18 protein-coding genes are annotated in these 24776 nt (G+C 68.9%); 13 read left to right on the top strand and 5 right to left on the bottom strand.

Annotated features, from left to right (window positions below; all coding sequences use genetic code 11):
* The 3 genes from CK625_RS05915 to CK625_RS05925 all read left to right on the top strand — a co-directional run bounded on the left by CK625_RS05915 (position 1) and on the right by CK625_RS05925 (position 4415).
* The gene (locus CK625_RS05915) at positions 1 to 1329 is read left to right on the top strand and encodes an ABC transporter substrate-binding protein (RefSeq protein ID WP_095539360.1); all 1329 of its coding nucleotides are present in this window, start codon (positions 1 to 3) and stop codon (positions 1327 to 1329) included.
* A 284-nt stretch (positions 1330 to 1613) separates the two neighbouring features.
* Positions 1614 to 3320, top strand: a complete 1707-nt coding sequence (locus tag CK625_RS05920; protein WP_095539361.1) for an ABC transporter permease — start codon at positions 1614 to 1616, stop codon at positions 3318 to 3320.
* Positions 3321 to 3323: 3 nt separating this feature from the next.
* Positions 3324 to 4415: an ABC transporter ATP-binding protein gene (locus tag CK625_RS05925; RefSeq protein WP_095539362.1), complete on the top strand. Its 1092-nt coding sequence runs from the start codon at positions 3324 to 3326 to the stop codon at positions 4413 to 4415.
* 54 nt (positions 4416 to 4469) lie between these two features.
* Here CK625_RS05925 and proB read toward each other — a convergent pair whose 3' ends face one another.
* Both proB and mnmH read right to left on the bottom strand, forming a co-directional pair.
* Entirely contained in the window at positions 4470 to 5636 is a 1167-nt protein-coding gene (proB, locus tag CK625_RS05930) for a glutamate 5-kinase (protein ID WP_095539363.1), read from the bottom strand.
* Between the two features lie 204 nt (positions 5637 to 5840).
* Positions 5841 to 6902 (bottom strand): tRNA 2-selenouridine(34) synthase MnmH, encoded by a 1062-nt coding sequence (gene mnmH, locus CK625_RS05935; RefSeq protein ID WP_095539364.1) that lies wholly within the window; start codon positions 6900 to 6902, stop codon positions 5841 to 5843.
* A gap of 286 nt (positions 6903 to 7188) precedes the next feature.
* Here mnmH and CK625_RS05940 point away from each other — a divergent pair, with 286 nt between their 5' ends.
* The 3 genes from CK625_RS05940 to CK625_RS05950 are packed head-to-tail and all read left to right on the top strand — an operon-like array spanning position 7189 to position 9630.
* Positions 7189 to 7890, top strand: a complete 702-nt coding sequence (locus tag CK625_RS05940; RefSeq protein ID WP_095539433.1) for an arylesterase — start codon at positions 7189 to 7191, stop codon at positions 7888 to 7890.
* Between the two features lie 22 nt (positions 7891 to 7912).
* Entirely contained in the window at positions 7913 to 8779 is an 867-nt protein-coding gene (locus tag CK625_RS05945; protein WP_172425098.1) for a TlpA disulfide reductase family protein, read from the top strand.
* A complete protein-coding gene (locus CK625_RS05950) occupies positions 8779 to 9630 on the top strand; it encodes a helix-turn-helix domain-containing protein (RefSeq protein ID WP_095539366.1) in 852 nt (283 codons plus the stop codon). The genes CK625_RS05945 and CK625_RS05950 overlap by 1 nt, the downstream gene beginning before the upstream one ends.
* A gap of 189 nt (positions 9631 to 9819) precedes the next feature.
* On the opposite strand, the gene CK625_RS05955 is transcribed toward CK625_RS05950, so the two are convergent.
* Positions 9820 to 12111 (bottom strand): TonB-dependent siderophore receptor, encoded by a 2292-nt coding sequence (locus CK625_RS05955; RefSeq protein ID WP_238945541.1) that lies wholly within the window; start codon positions 12109 to 12111, stop codon positions 9820 to 9822.
* Positions 12112 to 12588: 477 nt separating this feature from the next.
* Between CK625_RS05955 and CK625_RS05960 the strand changes: the two genes are divergently transcribed.
* From CK625_RS05960 to arcC, 7 genes are all read left to right on the top strand, one after another.
* Positions 12589 to 14868 carry a TonB-dependent siderophore receptor gene (locus tag CK625_RS05960; protein WP_143326196.1) on the top strand — a complete coding sequence of 760 codons (2280 nt, stop codon included), beginning with the start codon at positions 12589 to 12591 and terminating at the stop codon, positions 14866 to 14868.
* Positions 14869 to 14873: 5 nt separating this feature from the next.
* Positions 14874 to 15389: a hypothetical protein gene (locus CK625_RS05965; protein WP_095539369.1), complete on the top strand. Its 516-nt coding sequence runs from the start codon at positions 14874 to 14876 to the stop codon at positions 15387 to 15389.
* A gap of 118 nt (positions 15390 to 15507) precedes the next feature.
* Positions 15508 to 15801 (top strand): hypothetical protein, encoded by a 294-nt coding sequence (locus tag CK625_RS05970; protein WP_095539370.1) that lies wholly within the window; start codon positions 15508 to 15510, stop codon positions 15799 to 15801.
* Positions 15802 to 15968: 167 nt separating this feature from the next.
* Positions 15969 to 17396 carry an arginine-ornithine antiporter gene (gene arcD, locus CK625_RS05975; RefSeq protein ID WP_095539371.1) on the top strand — a complete coding sequence of 476 codons (1428 nt, stop codon included), beginning with the start codon at positions 15969 to 15971 and terminating at the stop codon, positions 17394 to 17396.
* Positions 17397 to 17510: 114 nt separating this feature from the next.
* Positions 17511 to 18761: an arginine deiminase gene (arcA, locus tag CK625_RS05980; RefSeq protein WP_095539372.1), complete on the top strand. Its 1251-nt coding sequence runs from the start codon at positions 17511 to 17513 to the stop codon at positions 18759 to 18761.
* Between the two features lie 24 nt (positions 18762 to 18785).
* Positions 18786 to 19796 carry an ornithine carbamoyltransferase gene (locus CK625_RS05985; protein WP_095539373.1) on the top strand — a complete coding sequence of 337 codons (1011 nt, stop codon included), beginning with the start codon at positions 18786 to 18788 and terminating at the stop codon, positions 19794 to 19796.
* Between the two features lie 71 nt (positions 19797 to 19867).
* Positions 19868 to 20797 (top strand): carbamate kinase, encoded by a 930-nt coding sequence (gene arcC, locus CK625_RS05990; protein WP_095539374.1) that lies wholly within the window; start codon positions 19868 to 19870, stop codon positions 20795 to 20797.
* A 117-nt stretch (positions 20798 to 20914) separates the two neighbouring features.
* On the opposite strand, the gene aldA is transcribed toward arcC, so the two are convergent.
* Positions 20915 to 22348 carry an aldehyde dehydrogenase gene (gene aldA / locus CK625_RS05995; protein WP_238945542.1) on the bottom strand — a complete coding sequence of 478 codons (1434 nt, stop codon included), beginning with the start codon at positions 22346 to 22348 and terminating at the stop codon, positions 20915 to 20917.
* A gap of 162 nt (positions 22349 to 22510) precedes the next feature.
* On the bottom strand, positions 22511 to 24769 hold the full coding sequence (locus CK625_RS06000; protein WP_143326197.1) for a TonB-dependent siderophore receptor: 2259 nt from the start codon (positions 24767 to 24769) through the stop codon (positions 22511 to 22513).
* Between the last annotated feature and the right edge of the window lie 7 nt (positions 24770 to 24776).

Here is a 24776-nt window from a genome sequence, read left to right on the forward strand (position 1 = left end):
ATGCGCCGCTTCGCACCGATTCGCCTGGCCACGGCCGCCGTGCTGGCCAGCGCCGCCCTGGGCCTGGGCGCCCAGGCCGGCACCGTCACCGTCATCACGCCCTTTCCCAAGGAGCTGACCGGGGCCTACAAGGCCGCTTTCGAGAAGGCCCACCCGGACATCAAGCTGGAAATCCTCAACAAAAACACCGTGGCCGGCATTGCCTACGTGCGCGAATCGGCCGCAGGCAAGCGCCCCGATGTGTTCTGGGCCAGCGCGCCCGATGCCTTCGAGGTGCTGGCGCAGGGCGAGCTGCTGGAGCAGATCGAGGGCATCGCCAATGCAGACGTGCCGGCCACTATCGGCAGCTTCCCGGTCAACGACCCCAAGGGCCTGTTTCTCGGCCAGGCGCTGGCCGGCTACGGCATCATGTACAACCAGCGCGTGCTCAAGGCCAGAAAGCTCGATGCGCCCAAGACCTGGGCCGACCTGCTGGGGCCGCAGTGGTTCGGCCTGGTGGGGCTGACCTCGCCCTCGCGCTCGGGTACCACGCACCTGACGGTGGAGACCATCTTGCAGGGCCAGGGCTGGCAGCAGGGCTGGAACACCATGCTGCGCATGAGCGGCAATGCCGCGGCGCTGACCGACCGCTCCTTCGGCGTGCCCGATGGCATCAACAACGGCCAGTTCGGCGCCGGGCCGGTGATCGACTTCTTTGGTCTGTCGAGCAAGTATTCCAAGTTCCCGGTGGAGTTCGTCTACCCCGAGGAAACAGCCATCGTGCCGGCCAACATCGGCCTGATCGCCGGCGCGGCCAATGCCGAGGAAGGCAAGAAGTTCATCGCCTACGCGCTGAGCCAGCAAGGCCAGCAGCTGCTGCTCAAGCCGGAGATCTCGCGCCTGCCGGTGCTGCCGTATGACAAGCTCACCGGCGTGCCCGAGGGCTACCCCAACCCGCAGCAGATTGCCGCGCGCAGCAAGGTGCAGTTCGACGTCAATCTCTCCAAGAGCCGCTACTTCATCGTGCAGTCGCTGTTCGACCAGACCATCACCTTCCGCCTGGACGACTTGCGCAGCGCCACCAAGGCCATCCACGAGGCCGAGGCCAGGCTACAGAAAGCGCCCAGCGAGCAGGGCCAGAAACTGCTCGACGAGGCCAAGCAGCTGGCCTTCTCGCCCGTCATCAGCGCCGAGCAGGCCGCAGACAAGGAGCTGCAGGCGCTGTTTGCCGCCGACAAGAAGGACGCGCAGGTCAACCAGCAGCTGTCCAAACTGCAGGGCGAGTGGAACAGCCAGGCCAAGGCCAATTACGAAAAAGCCACGGAGCTGGCCAAGCAGGCAGGCCGCTGAGAGCCTGTTCAAAATCTCGGCGCGAGTGGGCAAGAAGCGGTTTGGGGTGGGCTGCAAGGCGCAAAACGCAGCCATAGCTGGGCTATGGCGAGGCTTTGCAACGCGGCAGAGCGCCCAAATCCGCTCTCTTGACCGCCGTGCAAAGATTTTGAACAGGCTCTGAGAGGCCCAGAGCGGCTTGAGCCATGCCTGGGGCGCTGGCTGCCTGCGCCCCAGGCATGGCCGCATGAACCCACTGTGCGCAGGCCTTGCCCGCCGCGCACCTTTTTCACTTCCTTCTGCCTATGTCTTCTACCGCATCGGCCCCTTGGCCCAAGGGGGTAGCGCTGGCGGCCTTGCTGGTGCTGGCCTTTCTGGGCCTGTTTCTGGTGGTGCCCGTGGGCACGGTGTTCTACACCGCGTTCGTCGATGGCAATGGCGTGCCCACGCTGGGGCATTTCAGCGCCTTCATGCAGCAGCCGCTGCTCAAGGAATCTTTTTTCAACAGCCTGTACGTGGCGCTGGCGGCCACGCTGGTGGCCTCGCTGATTGCCGTGCCGCTGGCCTATCTGACGGTGCGCTTTCGCTTCCGCGGCGCGCTGGCCATTCAAACGCTGGGCGTGCTGCCGCTGATCATGCCGCCCTTCGTCGGCGCGGTGGCCATGCAGCTGATCTTCGGGCGCGCGGGCTCGCTGAACCTGTTGCTCGATGAACACCTTGGCTTGACCATCCCCGTGATGGAGGGGCTCACGGGCATCGTCTTCGTGGAGTCGCTGCACTACTTTCCCTTCATCCTGATGAACCTGACCATGGCGCTGCGCAACATCGACGGCGCGATGGAGGAGGCGGCCGTGAACCTGGGCGCCAAGGGCTGGCGCCTGTTCTGGCGCGTGATCTTCCCGCTGGGGCTGCCGGGCTACATCGCCGGGGCCTCGCTGGTGTTCGTGAAGGTGTTCGACGACCTGGGCACGCCGCTGGTCATGGGCGTGACCAACATGCTGGCGCCGCAGGCCTATCTGCGCATCACCCAAGTGGGGCTGGACGACCCGCTGGGCTACGTCATCAGCGTCATCATGATTGCCTTTTCCATCCTGGCGCTGTGGCTCTCGGCGCGGGTCATGAAGGGGCGCGACTACTCCACGCTGCAAAAGGGCGGCAGCGCCATCGAGCAGCGCCGGCTCACGCGCTGGCAAAGCGCGCTGGCCTATGCCTGGATCGCGCTGGTGCTGCTGCTGGTGCTCTCGCCGCACCTGGGCGTGCTGCTGCTGTCGCTGGCCACGGTGTGGAGCTATGCGCCGCTGCCCGATGGCTACACGCTGGCGCACTACGCGGCGGTGTTCAGCGAATCCAAGGGCATGATCGGCAACACCTTGCTGTACTGCGGCCTGGCCGCCGGGCTGGACGTGGTGCTGGGCACGGCCATCGCCTACATCATGTTGCGCAGCAAGCTGCCGGCGCGCCAGTGGCTCGATTGGATCGCCTCGGCCGCGCTGGCCGTGCCCGGCATCGTGCTGGCCATTGGCTACATGCGCACCTTCCGCAACGTGGAGATCCCCTTCACCGACGTTGGCCTGACCAGCACCTGGCTGCTGATCATGATCGCCTACGCCGTGCGCCGCCTGCCGTATGCGCTGCGCTCGTGCGTGGCGGCGCTGCAGCAGGTGCACATCTCGCTGGAGGAGGCCGCCGCCAGCGTGGGCGCCAGCCGCATGCGCACCGTGCAGCGCGTGGTCGTGCCGCTGATGGCCGGGGGCATTCTGGCCGGCTTCGTCACCAGCTTCATCACCGCCGCCGTGGAGCTCTCGGCCACCATCATGCTGGTCACCAAGGACAGCGACGCGCCCATGAGCTACGGCATTTACCTGTACATGCAAAGCGCCTCGGGCCGCGGCCCTGGCGCCGCCCTGGGCGTGCTGGCCGTGCTGGCCGTGGCCGTGGGCACGTATGCATCGCACCTCATCGTCGAGCGGGCCTCCTCGCGCTTTCGGCCCGCGCAAAACCAAGAGAGCTGAGCCATGAAAAAAGTCAGCGTCGAGTGCCGCAACATCCGCCTTGCCTATGGCAAGACCGAAGTGCTCAAGGACATCAACCTGCACATCGAGGCCGGGGAGTTCTTCGCCCTGCTCGGGCCCTCGGGCTCGGGCAAATCCACGCTGCTGCGGCTGATTGCCGGCTTCAACCAGCACCAAAGCGGCCAGCTGCTGGTCGATGGCCAGGACATCAGCCGCGTGCCGCCGCACAAGCGCAACATCGGCATGGTGTTCCAGAGCTACGCGCTGTGGCCGCACATGACGGTGTGGGACAACGTGGCCTTTGGCCTGGTCGAGCGCCGCGCCAGCCGCGACGAAATCCGCCGCAAGGTCGCCGCCGCGCTGGAGACCGTGGGCCTGCAGCACCTGGCCAAGCGCCGCCCCAATGAGCTCTCGGGCGGGCAGCAGCAGCGCGTGGCGCTGGCGCGCACCATCGTCATCGAGCCGCAGGTGCTGCTGCTGGACGAACCCTTGTCCAATCTGGACAAAAACCTGCGCGTGCAAATGCGCCAGGAGCTGCTGTCGCTGCAGCGGCGCCTGGGCATCACCACCATCTTCGTCACCCACGATCAGGAGGAGGCCATGACCACCGCCGACCGCATGGCCGTGATGGACCAGGGCGTGGTGCAGCAAGTGGGCAGCCCGGCGGCGCTGTACGACTACCCGGTCAACCGCTTCGTGGCCGATTTCGTCGGCACCATGAACGTGCTGCCCGGCCAGGTGCGCCAGCGCAGCGCCGGGCGCATCGTGCTGGGCATCGACGGCCTGGGCGAGCTGGCCCTGCCCGCCAGCGCCGAGACCAGCAGCGGCCAGGACGCGCTGGTGCTGAGCTTTCGCCCGCACACCGTGCGCATCCAGGCCGAGGGCAGCGATGGCGATGCCGACTGCATCTGGATTGCCGGCGTGGTCGAGCGCAGCGAGTTCCTGGGCGAATTCACCCGCTACGAAGTGCGCGTGGGCGAGCAGCTCACCGTCACGGCCGACCAATCGCACCGCGCCGGCGCCAGCCCCTTCGCCCCCGGAGAGGCCGTGCGCATGGGGCTGGAGCCCTCGCAAATCCGGCTGCTGCCGGTGTAAGCGTCTGTTCAAGCAACATCCGCTTCACGGCCCTGCAGCGCGGGGCCGCGGCCGTCACAGCAGCACCAGGTTGTCGCGGTGCACCATCTCGGGCTCGGCCACGTAGCCCAGCAGGGCCTCGATGGCTTCGGAGGGCTGGCGGCAGAGCTTGCGCGCCTCCTGGTCGCTGTAGTTGGCCAGGCCGCGCGCCACGTGCTGGCCTTGCTCGTCCTCGATGGCGATGACCTCGCCGCGCGTGAAGCGGCCCTTGACCTGCACCATGCCCACTGGCAGCAGGCTTTTGCCCTCGTGGCGCAGCTTGCGCGCCGCGCCCGCGTCGATGACCACGCTGCCATGCCATTGCAGGTGGTCGGCAATCCACTGCTTGCGCGCCTGCAGCTTGTGCATGGGCGCGTACAGCAGCGAGCCGATGCCATGCTCGCCAGCCATCAGGCGCGGCAGGATGTCCGGCTCGCGGCCCCAGGCGATGATGGTCGAGGCGCCCGAGCGCGCCGCGCGCTTGGCCGCCAGGATTTTGGTGAGCATGCCGCCGGTGCCAATGGCGCTGCCGGCGCCGCCGGCCATGGCCTCCAGCGCCGGATCGCCGGCCTGGGCCAGCTGCACCTTGGTGGCCTCGGGGTGCTTGCGCGGATCGGCGGTGTAAAAGCCGTTCTGGTCGGTGAGGATGATGAGCAGGTCGGCCACCACCAAATTGGCCACCAGCGCGCCCAGCGTGTCGTTGTCGCCAAAGCGGATTTCGTCGTTGACGACCGTGTCGTTCTCGTTGATGACCGGCACGATGCCGCGCTTGAGCAGCGTCAGCAGCGTCACGCGCGCGTTCAGGTAGCGCTCGCGGTCGGCCATGTCCGCGTGCGTGAGCAGCACCTGGGCGCTGCCCAGCTGGTATTGGCGCAGCATGGTCTCGTACATCTGCACCAGGCCCATCTGGCCCACGGCGGCGGCGGCCTGCAGCTCGTGCAGCTCGCGCGGGCGCTTGCTCATGCCCATGCGCTTCATGCCCTCGGCAATGGCGCCGCTGGAGACCATGATGACCTCGCGCCGCTCCTGCCCGGGCGCGCCGTGCACGATGTGGCTGAGCTGGCGCGCCCATTCGCTGATGGCCTCGGCATCCAGGCCCTGGCCCTGGTTGGTCACCAGGCTGGAGCCGACCTTGACGACGATGCGCCGGGCGCGGCGCACGCTGTCCCACGGGGAAGAGGAGGTCTCGGCAGAAGAGGCCATGGCGAGAGAGGGCAGAAGAAGCAAAAGCCGGAAATTGTGGCACAAAGCCCGCTGCCGAATGGTCGCCGATTGACCGCCGATTGGCCGGTGATTGGCCGGTGATCGACCGCCGATCTGCCGACCCCATGCACCTCAACCCACCAGGCGTTGCCGGCGCCGCAGACCGCGCCCCACACGCTGGCACAGCCACTTGGGTGGAACGCGCTACGCCTCGCTGGCCAGAATGGCCGCGCCCGCCGCCGCCAGCGCAGCGGGCGTGCGCTGGGGCAGCGCCACCGCCTGCGCGCTGTCAAAACGCGTGAAGTTGCGCCGGGTGGAGCGCTCGTAGCCCGGGTCGTAGTGCTGCGCCAGCAGCGCGCGCACCACGGCCTCAATCTGGCCTGCGCGCACCTGGGCCTGCCAGGCCTCGACGGTGGCGCGCCCGCGCAGCGCGGTGAGCGTCTGCAGGCGGCTGCAGAAGAATTCCGGGTCCTGCACGAAGAAGGGGTAGTCCTCCAGCAACAGGGCCACGCGCTCGTCCTCTGCCAGCTGCACGTGCAGGCAATCGCTGGCGCGCATGGCCTGCACCAGCGCATCAGGCAGGGTGCAGTTGCCCACTTTCTTGCTTTCGGCCTCCACGTACACGGGCCGCGCGGCGTCAAAGCCGCGCAGCGCCTGCCAGATGCGCATCTCGAACTGCTTTTGCGAAGGCTGGGGCTGGCCCGGGATCAGCCCCAGCACCGAGGCGCGGTGGCTGGCCAGCGCCTCCAGATCCAGCACCTGCGCGCCCTGCGCGGCCAGGGCCTGCAGCAGCCGCGTCTTGCCCGAGCCGGTGGGGCCGCACAGCACGCGGTAGCGCAGGCGCGCCGCGTGCTGCGGCAAATCGGCCAGCATGGCCTGGCGAAAGGCCTTGTAGCCGCCCTCGATGCGCTGCACGTGAAAGCCGATCTGCCCCAGCACCAGCGCCAGCGCGCCGCTGCGCTGGCCGCCGCGCCAGCAGTACACCAGCGGCCGCCAGTGCTTGGGCAGCGCCTGCACATGCTGCTCGATGTGGCGCGCGATGTTGGCCGCCGCCAGGCCCGCGCCCAGCTTGCGCGCCTCGAACGCGCCGACCTGCTTGAACACCGTGCCCACGCGGGCGCGCTGCTCGTCGTCCAGCGAGGGCCAGTTCACCGCGCCGGGCAGGCGATCGTGGGCAAACTCGCTGGGGCTGCGCGCATCGATGATGGCGCTGAACTCGCCCAGGCGGGCCAGCGCCTGGGCGGCGGAAATTTCTTGAACACTCATGGATGGGGCAGAACAGACCAGGCCGGGGCGGGCCACAGCGGCGCAGCCGTTGCGGCCAATGCGGCCAGGGGTTGTTGGGATACGGTTTGCGAAGCGGTTTTTCGCAGTCAAAGCCGCAGATGCGAGGCGAAAATGCACGCAGGCTTGTGTACCGTGCTGGCGTTCTCAACGCAGCAAATGCGCAAGTTTGACCGAAACCAGCGCCGCCATACTGCATTTCGACCGCCGCCCAGTGGCGCCAGCCTGCTGCGCCACGGCCCTGATCCCCAACCGGCAAACAACAAACATGAAGCATACGACGAGCGACCCGCGCCACCGACGGGCCGCAGCCTTCGACCCGGCACGCCGGCGCACGCTGCGCTGGGCCACCGCCGCAGCGGCCGCCCCTGCGCTGCTGGCCGCGCTGGCCGCCTGCGGGCGGCGGCGCGCCAAGGCGCAGCCCGTGCCCGCCGGCGCCGCCGTGCTGGCGCTGGGCGATTCGCTCACCCAGGGCGTGGGCGCCAGCGCCGAGCAGGCCTTCCCTGCCCTGCTGGCGCAGGCCACGGGCTGGCAGGTCGTCAACGCTGGCGTCTCGGGCGACACCAGCGCCCAGGCACTGGCCCGCCTGCCCGTGCTGCTGCAGCAGCACCGCCCGCAGCTGGTCATCGTCGGCATTGGCGGCAATGATTTTCTGCGCCGCCAGTCCACCAGCCAGACCAAGCAGAACATCACGCGCATCGTCCAGGCCTGCCTGGATGCTGGCGCGCAGGTGCTGCTGGTGGCCATCCCCGGCCTGGGGCTGCTGGCCACGGCCGGCCTGCTCAGCGACCACGCCATGTACGAGGAAATCGCCGACGAACTGGGCGTGCCGCTGCTGGCCGATGCCTGGGCGCAGGTGCTCTCCGAGCCGCAGCTGCGCTCGGACCAGATCCACGCCAATGCCCAGGGCTACGCCGTGTTCGCCGACAAATTGCTCGCCGGCCTGCGCGCCCAGGGGCTGCTGCGTTGAACAGGCTCTGAAACCACCGGCCATGCACACCACCATCACCCTAGGTCCCCTGGTCTTCCCAGCGCAATTGCTGCTGCTGGCCCTGTGCGTTGCCACCGGCCTGGCATGGGCGCGCTGGCGCAGTCGCGCCCGCCCGCGCCAGGAGCAGCAGGCCCTCTCGCGCACGCTGCACCAGGCCCTGTGGATGGGCCTGCTGGCGGCGCGGCTGGGCTTTGTGCTGCAGTACCACCAGGCCTACCTGGCACACCCCTGGAGCGTGATCGACATCCGCGATGGCGGCTGGTCGCCCTGGGCGGGGCTGATGGCCGCCTGGTTCTACGCCATGCTGGCCACCGCCCAGACGCGCCAACGCCAGCGCCAGCTCATCGCGCCCATGGCGGCGGCCAGCCTGCTGTGGGTCGGCGGCCAGGCCGCGCTGCTGTGGCAGGCCCCCGGGCTGGGCAGCCTGCCGGCGCTCACCGCCCCATCGCTGCAAGGGCCGATGCAATCGCTGCAATGCCTGCAGGGCCGGCCGGCCGTGGTCAACCTCTGGGCCACCTGGTGCCCGCATTGCCGCAACGAAATGCCGCTGCTGGCCCAGGCCCAGGCCGAGCACCCGCAGGTGCAGTTCGTCTTCGTCAACCAGGGCGAAACCGCCCAGACCATCGCCCGATTCCTGCGCAACCACCGCCTGCCCATAGACCCCGTCTGGCTGGACGCCAAAGGCGAGCTGGCGCGCCACTACGGCCAGCCGGGCCTGCCGCTGACGCTGTTTTTCGACGCCAACGGCCAACTGGCCAGCAGCCGCGTCGGTGCCCTGTCCGCCGCCAGCCTGCAGCAGCGCATCCAGGCGCTGCGCCACAACGCCCCGCCGGGCCAGGGCAGGCCCGCGCAAGGCAAGGACTGCTGATGCCCCAGCCCACCGCGCCGCGCTTCATTGAGCACCGCAGCGAGCGGCTGCACCTGCTGGTGCGCGGCGCCGAGCACGCGCCGCAGGCGCCACGCTGCATGGGCGGCACCGGGCACTGCGTGCAGGCCGGGCTGTACGTCACGCTGCTGGTGCACGGCAGCCTGCAACTGCGTTGCGGCGACTGCGCCAGCGCGCCGCGCAGCGGCGGCATGCAGGTGCTGGCTGTGCGCGAGCCCCTGCCCTGGAGCGCACAGGGCCAAGCCTGCGCGCTGTGCGCCGTGGGCGTGAGCATGCTGCGCGCCGATCTGCGCGCGCGGGCGCTGGAGGGCTGGTTTGACGGCCTGTTCGCCCCACACCAGACGCTGCGCCAGGTGCAGGTGGCGGCCGAGCCGCGCTGCCTGGCATTGGCGCAAGACATTCTGGGCAGCGACCCGCGCCAGCCTTTGGCGCTGATGCGGCTGGAGGCCGCCGCGCAAACCATCTTCCTGCGCGGCATTGCGGCGCTGCAGCAAGCGCGCGCGCCTGCGCAGCACGAGCGCCTGTTGCACCTGGCCGATGCGCTGGAGGCGGATCTGGCCCGCGCCTGGACGCTGGAGGACATGGCGCGCCTGGCCGGCATGAGCGCGCGCAGCCTGAGCGCGGCCTTCCGCCGCGAGCTGGGCGACACCCCCTTTGGCTGGCTGCGCCAGCGCCGCCTGCTGCGCGGCCGGCACATGGTGCTGGACGAGGGCCTGCCCATCGCGCTGGCGGCCGAGCGCCTGGGCTTCAGCAGCGCGGCGCACTTCAGCACCGCCTTTCGCGCCCATTTCGGCCAGACGCCCAGCCAGATGCGCCGCCGGCCGCCGGGGTGAGCGCGGCGAGCCGGTGCGCGGGCTTCAGAACCTGTTCAGGATCTCGGCGCGAGCGGGCAAGAAGCGGTTTGGGATGGGATGCAAGGCGCAAAACGAAGCCATAGCTCGGGCTATGGCGAGGCTTTGCAACGCAAGCAGGCCACCCAAATCCGCTTGCTTGCCCGCCGTGCGAAGACTTTGAACAGGCGCTCAGAACTCAAACCCCACGCTCAGCGCGATCTGCCGGGCGTCGCCGGCGGCCAGGCCGTACTGGTTGTTGGCCGAGGGGTAGTAGACCTTGTCGAACAGGTTCTTGACGTTGAGCTGGAGCTTCATGGGGCGGCCGCCCACGGGCAGCGTGTAGGTGGCGAAGGCGTCGGCGACGGTGTAGGCGGGCAGCCAGAAGGCGTTGGCCGTGTCGCCGGGGCGCCGGCCGATGTAGCGCGCCCGCGCGCCCAGGCGCAGCTGGCCGGCGCCGACCTGCCCGGCGTTGTAGGTGGCCGCGGCGGAGGCCGTCACCCGCGCCACGTTGCTCAGGCGGTTGCCGGCGAATTCGGGGTCTTTGGTGACCTTGGCGTCCAGCCAGGCCAGGCTGCCGATCAGGCTCCAGCGGCGGCCCACTTCGCCGGCCACATCCAGCTCGATGCCGCGCGAGCGCGCCGCGCCGGCGGTGCGCCAGTCCTGGCGGCGCGTGGCGTCGTTGTACTGCTTGACCAGCACGTTTTTCTTGTCGATGTCGAAGAGGGCCAGCGAGCCGGTCAGGCCGCCGGGCACGTCGAGCTTGGCGCCGATTTCCCAGGAGACGCCTTTTTCCGGCGCGATGGAGGAGTCGATCACCATGCCGCTGGCGTGCGGCGCGATGGAGGAGACGGGCTTGACCGAGCGGCTGTAGCTGGCGTAGAGCGATTTGGTGCTGTCGAGCCTGTAGACCAGCCCCAGGCGCGGCAGCCAGACGCCGTCGCGCGTGTTGGTGTTGATCTTGAAGGGCCGCCCGCGCCCGGCCAGTTGCGACCAGTGCAGGTAGCGCAGGCCGCCCACGACGATCCATTGCGGGCCAAAGTGCATGGCGTCCTGGAAGAACAGCGACTGGTTGCGCAGGCGGTCGGTCTGGTCGCTGTCGGAGGGCACGACGCGGTCAGAAGGCTGAACCCGGCCGTACACGGGGTTGCGGTAGTCGAACTCGTGCGTGCGGGCCGCGCGGATCATGTCGGCGCGGTAGATGCGCCGGTTTTCAAGGTCCAGGCCGAACTGCATGTCGTGGCGCACGCCGCCGAGCCGGGCGCTGCCGTCCACGTAGGCCGTGCCGTAGGCGTCGGTGCTCAGCGCGCCGCGCGTGCCGTCGGCGCGGCGCGTGAGCAGGCCCCGGGCAGTGTCCACGGCCTGGATGCGCAGCTGGTTGGCGTCGTAGGTTTCGCGGTTGTAGCTGAGGCTGATGTGGCCCGACCAGCCCGGGGCGATGCGGTGGTCGATGGAGCTTTGCAGCAGGTGGCTGTTGCCCCACATCTGGTTGAACGGCTCGTCCAGGCGGCGGCGGATGGGCAGCGCCAGCGGCTTTTTCGTCGCCGGATCGATGACCACGGTGCGGTCAAACGGCACGTCGTAATCGCGAAACTCGTACCACAGCACGGCCTGCGTGTCGCGCCCGTACCAGGCCAGCGAGGGGGCGACGAGCGTGTCGCGCCGCTTGCCGAAGTTGCGCCAGTAGTCCTCGTTGGCGTGGTCCACGATCAGGCGCCAGGCCAGGCCCTTGTCGCCAATGGGGCCGGTGCTGTCCAGCGTCAGCCCGCCGCCGTGGCGGCCGTGGCCGTAGGTCGAGCCGCTCAGCGCCACGGTGGTGCGCCGCTCGGTCTGCGGCTTCTTGCTCACCACGTTGACCACGCCGCCCGGGTCCATGATGCCGTAGAACATGGACGAGGGCCCCTTGAGCACCACCACGCTCTCGGCGGCGGCGTTCATGCCGCGCCCCTGCACCAGCGGCATGCCGTTGTGCATGATGGAGCCGTCGCGGTTGCCGCCAAAGCCGCGCTTCATGATGGTGTCCTGCGTGCCCGCCAGCGTGTTGCCCTGGGTGATGCCGCTGACGTTCATCAGCGCATCGTCCATGTGGCGCGGGCGCTGGTCGCGCAGCACCTGCGCCGCCACGGCGTTGGTGACCTGCGGCACCTCCAGCGCCGGCGCCAGCGAGCGCAGGGTGGAGGCATCGGGCGTGGGCTGGTAGTGGCTCTCCAGCTCCACCGGCACGGGCGCGGCGCGGCCCACCACCGTCACGGCGGCCAGCTCGCCGGCCTCGGCGGCCTCGGCGGCCTCGGCGGCGGCGCTGGCTGCTGCCGCCGGGCCCTTGCCGGGCGCCGCGCCCACCGGCTGGGCCTGGGCCAGCAGCGGCAGGCCCAGGGCGGCACAGGCCAGGCCCTGCCAGATGGCGCGCGTCAGGCGCCGCGCCGGCAGGCCGTGCGCCAGCGCGCAAGAGCAAGGGGGGCAAGAAAGGGTGAAAAGAGGCGGCATGGCAGTCATCCAGGCAATCAACGCAATGAAAAACCACTGGCACGCAACCGGCGGCCCGCGCCACCCGCTCCGGGGCAAGGGCCGCGCCGGCCAGTTGGCGCGAAACCGGCAATTTTGCAACTGAAAACCATTTGCGTTCGTTTCCGTGAGCTTGCCGCCTGCCGGCCTGGCCGCGCAAACATGCCGCCAAATGCAAATCATTCGCTATTGCGTGAAAGTGCGCAGGCAGTCGGCGGCCTAGATTCCTCCCGCAAAGGCCCGCACACATCCGGCGGCCCAGGCCAGCGGCCCCTGCCCCGGCCAATGCCCGGGTCAATGCCGGCAGGCGCCACACACGGCGCGGCGGTTCGTGCAGGCCTGTTGCAGCACATCGCACAGCATGGAGGCATCGCAATGACAGCGCAGCTTGTTTCGCGGCCGTGGCAGCGCCGCGTTTTCTCTTCTCTTTCTTCCGCGCCAGCCCGCCCGCCCCGGTGGGTGCCTGGCGCGCTGGCGGCGGCCGTGCTGTGGGCGCTGGCAGCGTGGCCGGCCGGGGCAGCGCCGGCCAAGGCCGCGCCCGATGCGGCACAGCCCGCGCCGGCCGGCCCTGGCCGCCAGCCCGTGGCCGAGCTGCCCACCGTCACCGTGCGCGGCGATGCGCCCGATGCGCCTGGCGGGGCCGCCGCCGATGCGGGGCGCAGCGGCAAGCTGGCGCGGCGCGCGCTGGGCGCGACCAAGACCGACACGCCGCTGCTGCACGTGCCGCAGTCGGTGTCCGTCATCACCGAAACGGCGCTGCGCGACAGCGGCGCCACCAGCCTCGACCAGGCGCTGGCCTACCACCCCGGCCTGTACGCGCCGGTGGGCGGCGGCAACGATTCCAGCCGCTACGACTTCGTCAGCCTGCGCGGGCAAAGCTACAACGGCGCAATGTTTTTCGACGGCATGCGTGCCAGCTTCGGCGTGGGCAACCTGAGCCTGCCGCAGTTCGACCCCTGGCTGATCGAGCGCGTAGAGGTGCTGCGCGGCCCGGCCTCGGCGCTGTACGGGCAGGGCCTGCCCGGCGGCCTGGTCAACTTGCGCGCCAAGCGCCCGGGCACCCAGGCGCACCGCGCGGCCGGGCTGACGCTGGGCAGCCACGGCCAGCGCGCCCTGCGGCTGGATGCGGGCGGCCAGGCGGGCCAGGGCGCGCTGGACTGGCGGCTGGCGGCGCTGGCGCGCGCGGCGGGCAACCGGATCGCGCACGTGCGCGAGCAGCGCGTGGCGCTGGCGCCCTCGCTGCGCTGGCGCATCGCGCCGGGCACGGCGCTGACGCTGCTGGCCAGCCACCAGCGCGACCCCAAGGGCGGCTACTACCACAGCGCGCTGCCGCTGCAGGGCACGCTCACGCCGCTGCCCGGTGGCGGCCACATCCCGCGCCGCTTCTTCGTGGGCGAGCCGGGCTTTGACCGCTTCGCGCGCCGCCAAAGCACGGCCGGCTACGACTTCGAGCACGCCCTGGGCCAGGGGTGGCAGTTGCGCCACACGCTGCGCGCCATCGATTCCCAGGCCGAGGTGCAGGCGCTCTCGGCCACCGCGCTGGTGCCACCGGCCACGCTGATGCGCTCGGCCATGGCCGTGCATTCGCGCACCCGCGCGCTGCTGAGCGACACCACCGTGCAAGGCCGGGTGCAAACCGGCGCCGCGCAGCACCGCCTGCTGCTGGGGCTGGACGCCATGCGCAGCCGCACGCACCAGCGCCTGGGCATGAACCTGCAAGGGCTGCCGCCCATCGACATCTGGCAGCCCGGCTACGGCCAGGCTATCGCCGTGCCCGAGGGGCCGGGCAGCGCCATGCTCTGGGCCGACACGCGCGACCGCGCCAGCCAGATCGGCCTGTACGCGCAAGACCAGATCGACTGGGGGCGCTGGCGCCTGACCCTGGGCGGGCGCTACGACATCGCCCGCAGCCGCAGCGCGCGCGAAGGCCGGCTGATGGGCGTGCTGCCCACCGACGCGGCCAGCCGCCAGCGCGACCGCGCCTTCTCCGGCCGCGCCGCGCTGGGCTACCAATTGGGCGATGCGCTGGCCGCCTACCTCAGCCACGGCAGCGCTTTCCTGCCGCAAACCGGGCTGGATGCGCGTGGCCAGGGCTACCGCCCGCTGACGGCCCGGCAGTGGGAGGCGGGCCTCAAATACGCGCCGCCGCAAGGCGGGCTGCAACTGGCCGCCGCCATCTTCCAGATCCAGCAGAAAAACGCCCTCACGCCCGACCCCGAACCCAGCCACGTCTGCCCCGGCCTGGCCGGCCCCGGCGCCTGCATGGTGCAAACCGGCCGCCAGCGCACCCGCGGGCTGGAGCTGGAGGCCCAGGCCGAGCTGGGCCGCGCCAGCTTCGTGCACGCCAGCCTCACCCTGCTGGACGCGCGCATCACCGCCAGCAACGGCCCCGAGCAGGGCCAGCGCCCCGTCAACATCCCGGCGCGCACGGCCTCGTTCTGGCTCGACCACGCCCTCAGCCCCCAATGGCGCATGAGCCTGGGCCTGCGCCACACCGGCAGCACCCGCGCCGACCCCGCCAACACCGTGCACGTGCCCGGCCACACCCTGATGGATGCCGCGCTGCGCTACCGCTTTGGCCATGGCGGCAGCCACGACGGCGCCAGCGCCGAGCGCCCCAGCCTCACGCTGCGCGCCAGCAACCTGGCCGACCGCCGCTACGTCAGCTGCGCCAGCGCCAGCTACTGCAACTGGGGCCGGGGCCGCACCCTCAGCCTTGAACTGCACTACCCCTGGTAAGCCGCATGCCGCACGCCAAACCCCGCCCCCAAGCCGCCGCCCCGGCTCCTGCTCCTGCCCCCGCGACGGGCCAGGACGCCGCCCTGGCCCGCCAAGTACAGCAGCGCATGGACTTCAGCCACTGGCCCGCGCTCATCGTGCGCATGCCCAGCGCGGATCAGGCCCCCGTCCTGTTCGGCATGCTCGAAGCCGCGCTGCAACGCGGCCAGCCCTTCGCCCTGGTGGCCGACATGGCCGAATACCTCGGCGGCCCGCCCGAGACGCCCGCGCAGCGCAAAAGCGCCGCGCTCTGGCTCAAGCAGCACCGCCAGGCCTTTTTCAGCCTGTGCCGTGGCAACGTTTACGTGCTGGCCGACGCGCGCACCCGCGCCGCCTTGCTGGCCTCGGGCCGCCAGCAGGCCAGCGCCAGCGGCCTGCCCATCGAAGCCGCCGCCACGCTGGAGGAGGCGCTGGCGCTGGCACGCGGCTTGCTGGGCAAGGCAGGCCCACCATCTCAGAAATGCCCAGGAAACAAAAAATAACCAAAAGTGAACAAAAAACGTTCATTTTCGAAATAAATATCCGAATAAATAAGTAGATATTTGAAAAATAATGGCCCATATGCCATGTCTGTGCGTATGATGGGCCGAAAAGTGAGGGATGGCAGAAGCCCAAATCGAAGAACGCTGCGAGGGCCTGTTGGATGGCCCGATCATGCGGATGTTGTGCGCGGACTGGGGAGGTTTGCCGCACCAGCAGGCCATGGTGGTGCCAGGCGGCATTGCCATGGCCTGTGCCTTGCATCCGATTAAAAAAAGCCATGCGTTCAGCCCTTCTGCCCAAACCATGCACAGGCCAGGCCATGAAAAAGGCTTTTCAGGCCAGGTGATTCATTGGGCTGTGGGGCAAAAAAATAGCCGCATACCGGCGGATTTTCTTTTTGAGGCGCTCTGAAAAACCCCTCCTTGATGGGTGCAGGCCTGCATGGGCTGTGTTGCACTTGGGGCTCTTGCAGTGGCGCCTTTTTCGTTCAGCGATTGGCTGCTGCTGCAAGCGCCCATGACCGGCAGGCATTGCGGTTGCACCATCCCCCATCGTGGTTCGGGCAAGGAGATCAAGCCATGGCACAGGAAGGCAAATTGCGGCTGGGCGCGCTCACGGCGCTGGTGGTTGGCTCCATGATCGGGGGCGGCATCTTTTCCATCCCGCAGAACATGGCCGCCGGCGCTGCGGCGGGCGCGGTGCTGATTGGCTGGGGGGTGACGGCCATTGGCATGCTGATGCTGGCTTTCGTGTTTCAGACCCTGGCCAATCGCAAGCCGGAGCTGGACAACGGGGTGTACGCCTATGCCAAGGCGGGGTTTGGCAATTACCTGGGCTTTTCATCGGCCTGGGGCTATTGGATCAGCGCCTGGCTGGGCAACGTCAGCTATCTGGTGCTGCTGTTTGGCACGCTGGGCTATTTCTTCCCGGTATTTGGCGAGGGCAATAACCGCGCGGCCATCGCAGGCGCCTCGCTGGTGCTGTGGTTTGTGCATGCCCTGGTGCTGCGCGGCATCAAGGAGGCGGCCTTCATCAACCTGGTCACCACCATCACCAAGGTGGTGCCGCTGCTGACTTTCATCGCCCTGGTGGGCCTGGCCTTCAAGATGGATGTGTTCACGGCCGATTTCTGGGGCCGGGGCAATGCCGAGCTGGGCAGCGTGCTGACGCAGGTCAAGAGCATGATGCTGGTGACGGTGTGGGTGTTCATCGGCATCGAGGGCGCGAGCGTCTACTCGGCCCGCGCGCAAGTGCGCAGCGACGTGGGCAAGGCCACGGTGCTGGGCTTTGCGGGCGTGCTGCTGCTGCTGGTGATGGTCAACGTGCTCTCGGCCGGGGTGATGAGCCAGCCGGAGCTGGCCAAGCTGAAAAACCCGTCCATGGCCTATGTGCTCTCGCACGTGGTGGGCGACTGGGGCGCGGCCTTCATTTCCATCGGCCTGATCATTTCCCTGGCCGGCGCGCTGCTGTCCTGGACTTTGCTCAGCGGCGAGATTCTCTATTCGGCCGCCAAGGATCAGACCGTGCCGGCATTTTTCCGCAGGGAAAACCGCAATGGCGTGCCGGCCAATGCGCTGTGGGTATCCAATGGCGCCATCCAGGCTTTTCTCATTCTCGCGCTGCTGTACGGCAAGTCTTATCTCGACCTGATTTATCTGGCCACGTCGATGATTCTGATTCCGTACTTTTTCTCTGCCATTTACGCCGTCATGATTGCGGCGCGCGGCGATGGCTATGGCGCGGGGGATGACTCCCAGCGCCACCGGGACATGCTCATCGGCGCACTGGCCGTGGCCTACAGCGTGTGGCTGCTGTATGCGGCAGGCCTGAAGTATTTGCTGTTGTCCGCGCTGTTGTATGCCCCGGGCGCCATCGTCTATGCCAAGGCACGCCTTGAAAATGGCAAGCCAATATTCAACGATATTGAAAAAATGTATTTTGCGGCGGCCTTGGCCGGGGCGGCATATGCAGGCTATGGGCTTTATAGGGGCACCTTGACGATCTGAATTGTTCTGTTTCAGGTGTTTTCAGCACCAGGGTATTTTCAATCGTCCATCGAGCGCCAGCGCCACCCATGAGGACGACGCGCCACCGATTTTTTATGAAAAGGGAGAGCCACCATGCAATCGACGGGCCCACTGGGCGTTTTCTCTGAAGTTGGCAAGCTGCGCCGCGTCATGGTGTGCTCCCCAGGGCTGGCGCACACCCGCCTGACGCCGGACAACTGCGATGAGCTGCTGTTCGATGACGTGCTGTGGGTCAGCCAGGCCAAGCGCGACCACTTCGATTTCGTCACCAAGATGCGCGAGCATGGCGTGCAGGTGCTGGAGATGCACAACCTGCTGACCGAGGCCATCAGCCAGCCCGAGGCCCTGCGCTGGGTGCTCGATCGCAAGATCACGGCCAATACCGTGGGCGCCACCGTCATGCACGAGCTGCGCGCCTGGCTGGAGGGGCTGGAGCCGCGCCGCCTGGCCGAGTTCCTGATCGGCGGCGTCAGCGTCAACGATTTGCCCAAGGAGTTCGACCCCGACGGCATGGCCTTCATCAAGGCGGCCAAGGGGCATGGCGGCTTTGCCATTGCGCCGCTGCCCAACACCCAGTTCACCCGCGACACGAGCTGCTGGATCTACGGCGGGGTGACGCTCAACCCCATGTACTGGCCCGCGCGCCAGCAGGAGACGCTGCTGGCCGCGGCCATCTACAAGTTCCATCCGATGTTTGCCGGCCAGGTCAAGGTCTGGTGGGGCGACCCGGATCAATCCTTTGGCAATGCCACGCTGGAGGGCGGCGATGTCTTTCCCATCGGCAAGGGCGTGGTGCTCATCGGCATGGGCGAGCGCAGCTCCATCCAGGGCATTTCGCAAGTGGCGCGGCAGTTGTTCGAGCAGGGCGCGGCCGAGCGCGTCATCGTCGCCGCGCTGCCCAAGACGCGCTCGGCCATGCACCTGGACACGGTCTTCACCTTCTGCGATCGGGATCTGGTCAGCGCCTTCCCCGGCGTGGTGGATCGCATTGCCTCGTTCAGCCTGCGCCCCAGCGACAGCCACCCCAGCGGGCTGGAGGTGCGCCAGGAGCGCAAGCCCTTCGTGGACGTGGTGGCCCAGGCGCTGGGCCTGAAGAAGCTGCGGGTCGTGCACACCGGCGGCGACGACTACGCGGCCGAGCGCGAGCAATGGGACGATGGCAACAACGTCATCGCGCTGGAGCCCGGCGTGGTCGTGGGCTACGACCGCAACACCTACACCAACACCTTGCTGCGCAAGGCCGGGGTGGAGGTCATCACCATCAGCTCGGCCGAGCTGGGCCGCGGCCGTGGCGGCGGGCGCTGCATGACCTGCCCCATCGTGCGCGACGCCGTGGACTACTGAGCCGCCCGAAGAAAGGACTGCACGATGGCCTACAACCTGCACAACCGCCACCTGCTCAGCCTGCTGCACCACAGCGCAGTGGATTTGCGCTACCTGCTGGATCTGGCCCGCGACCTCAAGCGGGCCAAGTACAGCGGCACGGAGATGCAGCACCTGCGCGGCAAGAACATCGCGCTGATCTTCGAGAAAACCTCCACCCGCACCCGCTGCGCCTTCGAGGTCGCCGCCTACGACCAGGGCGCCAACGTCACCTACATCGACCCCAGCTCCTCGCAGATCGGCCACAAGGAGACCATGAAGGACACGGCCCGCGTGCTCGGGCGCATGTACGACGGCATCGAGTACCGCGGCTTTCACCAGGAAGTCGTGCAGGAGCTGGCCCAATACGCCGGCGTGCCCATCTTCAACGGCCTGACCGACGAATACCACCCCACGCAGATGCTGGCCGACGTGCTGACCATGCGCGAGCACAGCGACAAGCCGCTGCACGCCATCAGCTACGCCTACCTGGGCGATGCGCGCAACAACATGGGCAACTCGCTGCTGCTGGTGGGCGCCAAGCTGGGCATGGACGTGCGCATTGCCGCGCCCAAGGCCCTGCAGCCCAGCCAGGAGCTGGTCGAGCAATGCCGCGCCTTTGCCGCCGAAAGCGGCGCGCGCCTGCTGCTGACCGAAGACCCGCGCCAGGCCGTGCAGGGCGTGGACTTCATCCACACCGACGTGTGGGTCTCCATGGGCGAGCCCATCGAAGCCTGGAACGAGCGCATCGAGCTGCTGCTGCCCTACCAGGTCAACCTGGAGATGATCAAGGCCAGCGGCAACCCGCGCGTCAAATTCATGCACTGCCTGCCCGCCTTCCACAACAGCGACACCAAAGTGGGCCAGCAAATCGCCGCGCAATACCCCAACCTGGCCAACGGCATCGAGGTCACCGAGGAGGTCTTCGAATCGCCCTACAACATCGCTTTCGACCAGGCCGAAAACCGCATGCACACCATCAAGGCCGTGCTGGTGGCGGCCCTGGGCGGCCTGTGACCTTCTGGTAAACAGGCCCGCGCGCAAGCCAGCGCACGGCACAGCACACAGCACAAAAGGAGACCCAGCCCATGCGCATCGTCATCGCCCTGGGCGGCAACGCGCTGCTCCAGCGCGGCCAGCCCATGACCGCAGAAAACCAGCGCGAGAACGTGCGCCAGGCCGTGGCGCAAATCGCCAAAATCCACGCCGGCAATGAGCTCGTCATCGCCCACGGCAACGGCCCGCAGGTGGGCTTGTTGGCCCTTCAGGGCGCCGCCTACACCGAGGTGGACGCCTACCCGCTGGACGTGCTGGGCGCCCAGACCGAAGGCATGATCGGCTACGTGATCGAACAGGAGCTGGGCAATCTGCTGCCCAAGCAGGTGCCGCTGGCCACCATCCTGACCCAGGTCGAGGTGGACCTGGCCGACCCGGCCTTCCAGCACCCCACCAAGCCCATCGGCCCCATCTACGAAGCGGCCCAGGCGCAGCAACTGGCGGCCGAAAAAGGCTGGCACATTGCGCCAGACGGCCCGCATTACCGCCGCGTCGTGCCCAGCCCGCGCCCGCAGCGCATCTTTGAAATCCGCCCCGTGCAATGGCTGCTGCAACAGGGCACGGTGGTGATCTGCGCCGGCGGCGGCGGCATCCCCACCTGCTGCGACCAGCAAGGGCGCCTGCGCGGCGTCGAAGCCGTGATCGACAAGGACCTGTGCTCGGCCCTGCTGGCGCAGCAGCTGCAGGCCGAGCTGCTGGTCATCGCCACCGATGTGGATGCGGCCTATATCGACTGGGGCCAGCCCGGCAGCAAGGCCATCGCCCAGGCCCACCCCGAAGCGCTGCGCAAGCTGCCCTTCCCGGCTGGCTCCATGGGCCCGAAGATCGAGGCGGCCTGCGAATTTGCCGAGCACACCGGCCACGCCGCCGTCATCGGCGCGCTGCAGGACATCGAAGCCATCGTGCGCGGCCAGGCCGGCACCCGCGTCAGCACCGCCGCGTCCGGCATCCAGTACCGCTGAGCGCCCGCCCCCACATCAGGCGCATCAGGCGCATCAGGCGCAAGGCGGCGCGCGTCAAACCCGCATGGCCCATGTCATGCCATGCGCCATGCGGGCTGGCTGGCAAAGACTGCGTCATCAGCTTTGGCGCTGGATGTAGACGGTGTGCGTCTGCGTGTATTCGTACACGCCGTGCTTGCCGTCGGCGCCGCCGATGCCGGATTTTTTCACCCCGGCGTGAAAGCCTTGCATGGCCTCGAAGTTCTCGCGGTTGACGTAGGTCTCGCCAAACTCCAGCTCGGTGCTGGCGCGCAGCGCGGCGTCCAGGCTGCGGGTGTAGATGGAGGAGGTCAGGCCGTAGGTGGTGTCGTTGGCCTTGTCGATGGCTTCGTCCAGCGAATCGACCACGGCCACAGGCACGACGGGGCCGAAGATTTCCTTTTGCATGATTTCCCAATCGTGCTGGCAGTTCACCAGCACGGTGGGCTGGAAGAAGAAGCCGCCATCGCGGTCGTCGGCCTGGCCGCCGGTGGCCACTTGCGCGCCGGCATCGACGGCGCGTTGCAGCATGGCGGCGACTTTGTCGCGCCCGGCCTGGTTGATGAGCGGGCCCATGTCCAGGGTTTCGTCCTGCAAGGGGTTGCCCCAGCGCGCGGCGGCAACCTGGGCGACGAGCTTTTCCGTAAAGGCTTCGGCCACGCTGCGCTGCACGTAGACGCGCTCGGCGCAGTTGCAGACCTGGCCGGTGTTGATGACGCGCGAGGCGGCGATGGCGCGGGCGGCCAGGTCCAGGTCGGCATCTTCCAGCACGATGGCCGGGGCCTTGCCGCCCAGCTCCAAATTGAGCTTGGTGATGTTGGGCGCAGCGGCGGCCATGATGGCCGAGCCGGTGTCCACGCTGCCGGTGAAGCTGATCATGTCCACGCCCGCATGGCCCGCCAGCACGCGCCCGGCATTGCCGCCGCGGCCATAGATCTGGTTGTAAACGCCTGCGGGCAAATCCACTTGCGAGAGGATGTCGGCAAAGATGGCGGCGTTGTTGGGCGTTTCCTCGCTGGGCTTGATGACGATGGTGTTGCCCGTCAGCAAGGCCGGGCCCATCTTGCGGGCGATGAGGAAGAAGGGGAAGTTCCACGGCAGGATGCCGCCGACCACGCCAATGGCCTGGCGCATCAGCATGATGGTTTCGCCCGGGCGGTCGCTGGGGATGATTTCGCCTTCGATGCGGCGCGCCCATTCGGCCATGTAGTCCAGGTAATCGGCGGTGAATTGCGCCTCCACGCGCGCCAGCGGCAACACCTTGCCCTGTTCTTCGGAAAGCGTGCGGGCGATTTCCTCGGCGCGGGCGCGGATGCCGGCGGCGATCTTGCGCAGATAGCCCGCGCGCTCGATGGCGGGGCGGCGCGCCCAGGCGCGTTGCGCAGCGCGCGCGGCGGCGATGGCTTCATCGACTTGCGCGGCGGGTGTGTCGGGGATGGAAGAAATCGTCTGGCGGTTGGACGGGTTGATGACGGCGATTTCATCGGCCTGGCCAGCGGCGACGAAGCGGCCGTTGATGTAGTTTTGATGCATGGTGTCTCCTTGGGTGCTGGGGAAAAGCTCTGCGCCGCGCGCCAACGTGGGCGCCATGCGCCGCAAACCGGCGATTGTGCGGCAGCCGCAGCCGCCCAAGACGCATCCGGCCTTGGTGTTTCCCCGGCCCACGCGGGCGCAGCGGCCCACCCCATTTGCCGCCTACCACTGGTAGCGCAGGCTGGCCTGGGCGCTGCGGCCCTGGCTCCAGTAGCAGACGGTGGGGCCGTAGCAGCTGGCCACGTGGGCGCGGTTGGCCAGGTTTTTCACGCTGAGCGCGAAGTGGTAGCCCGCGAGCGCGGCGTGGGCCTGGCCCAGGTCGTAGTCCAGCCCGGCGTCCAGCAGGGTGTGGGCGGGGATGTGCTGGCCGGGCCGCCCGTGCCAGGCGCGCTGGCCGGTGTGGCGCGCGCCGCCGTACAGCGTCAGCCCGGCCAGCGGGCCTTGGGCGATGCGCCAGTCCAGCCACAGCGCGGCCTGGTGGCGGGGCACGTCGGGCACGGCGCTGCCGGCTTCGCCGGGGATGTGCGAATGGGTGATGCGGGCATGGGTGTAGGCGTAAGAGGCGTTCAGGTGCATTTGCTTACCGAGCTGGGCGCGCGCCTCCAGCTCCAGTCCGCGCGTGCTGCTGCGGCCTTGCTGTACCTGGCAGGCGCGGTCGCAGATGGGGGATTCGGCCGGGTCGGGGTCGCGCGTGAGCGCCTTGTGCTGGCGCAGCGCGAACAGGCTGGCCGAGACGGTGAGGTTGCGATCCTCGGGCTGGTAGCGCAGGCCCAGCTCCCATTGCTGCGAGCGGCTGGGCTGGAACAGGCGGCCGTGCCGGTCTTGCCCGGCCACGGGCTCGAAGCCTTGGGCGTAGGCGAGGTAGGGCGCCCAACCATTGCCCATGAGCCAGTTCAGCCCTAGGCGGCCGGTGGTGGCGCGGTAGTGGGATGAAGGGGCGCCGGATTGCCCCAGCCGCAGCCGGTCGTGCCGCAGGCCGAGGGTGGCGACCCATTGGCCCATATGCATCTGGTCTTGCAGATAGACGCCGCTCTGGCTGGCGGTGGGCTGGGTGGCGTAGCGTCGTGTGGGCAGTTGCCAGGGCTGGCCATAAATGGGCTGGAACAAATCCAGCGGGGCGGCGCGCCCGCCGGAGAGGCGCTCGAAGTCGCTGCGCTCGCGCCGCGTGTCCCATCCCAGCAGAAGCTGGTGGCGCACCGGGCCCCAGTCGAAGCGGCCGGAGAGCTGGGTGTCGCTGGTCAGGGCGCGCGTGTCCTCGCGGGTCTGGCCCACGCTGCGGCCCACGTGGCGCAGGTCGGCGTGGATGCCGCCAAAGTCCTGGTTGACCGAGCGCATGTGGTTGTCGGTGCGGGCGTGGCGCAGGCGGTGGCGCAGCGCCCAGCGCTCGCTCAGGCGCGTGTGCAGCACGTAGCCCAGGTGGCGGGTGCGGCCGCTGAAGTGGTCGTAATCGGGCTCGCCCAGAAAGCGCCCCAGCGGGATGCGGCCGTGCGGATTGGGCCAGACGGTGCCCTCGGGCGGCAGCCAGGCCGGGCCGGCGCCGCCGCCGGGCGCGTCGGCGTGGCGCAGCATGGCGTGCAGGGTGAAGCGGGTGCGCCCGCCGGGGCCGTCCGGGCGCAGCGTGAGGCTGGGCACCAGCGCCCAGCGCCGCTCGCGCACGTGCTCCATCTGGTTGCCATCGCGGCTGCCCAGGCCGGCCAGGCGCCACAGCCAGCGCCCATCGCCCCACTGGCCGCCCACGTCCAGCCGCGCCTGGCGCAGGCCGTGGCTGCCCGCGTCCAGGGCGATTTGGCGGCGCTGGCGCGCGTCGGGCAGCTTGCTGTACATGGCCAGCAGGCCGGTGGGCACGTTGGCGCCGTAGAGCACGGAAGACGGCCCCTTGAGCACCTCCACCCGCTCCAGCAGCCAGGCGTCGATGCGCGAATCGCCATAGCCCAGGCCGTAGGGCAGGCGCATGCCGTCCAGGTATTTGTAGGGGATGTGGCCACGGATCATCACCCAGTCGGCGCGCACGTCGCCATCGCCGTACTGGGCCAGAAAGCCGGGCGTGTAGCGCAGGCTCTCCAGCAGCGAATGGCTGCCCTGGGCCTGCATCAGCGCGCTGTTGACGGTGCTGACGGCCTGCGGCGTCTCCAGCAGCGGCGCGGCCTGCTTCAGGCCGCTGGCATTGATGTCCTGAAAGTCCAGCCAATCGCCCTGCGGGGCGGCGAAGACCTCGACCGTGGGCAGCTCGGGCGCGGCGCTGGAGGAGGGGGCAGCCTGCGCTGCTGCGGTTTTCGCTGTGGCATTGGGGGCCGGGCGATCAGAAGCCGCCGGGGCGGTGGCTTGCGCTTGCGCTGCCGTGTGCGCGGCGGCCAGCAGGCACAGCCATGCCAACCGCGCGCCTAAGGTGCGGGCCGCTGTGCCGCGATGAGCCTGGTTCATGGAAATG

The organism is Vandammella animalimorsus (genome assembly GCF_002285265.1).
Taxonomy (GTDB): Bacteria; Pseudomonadota; Gammaproteobacteria; order Burkholderiales; family Burkholderiaceae_C; genus Lampropedia.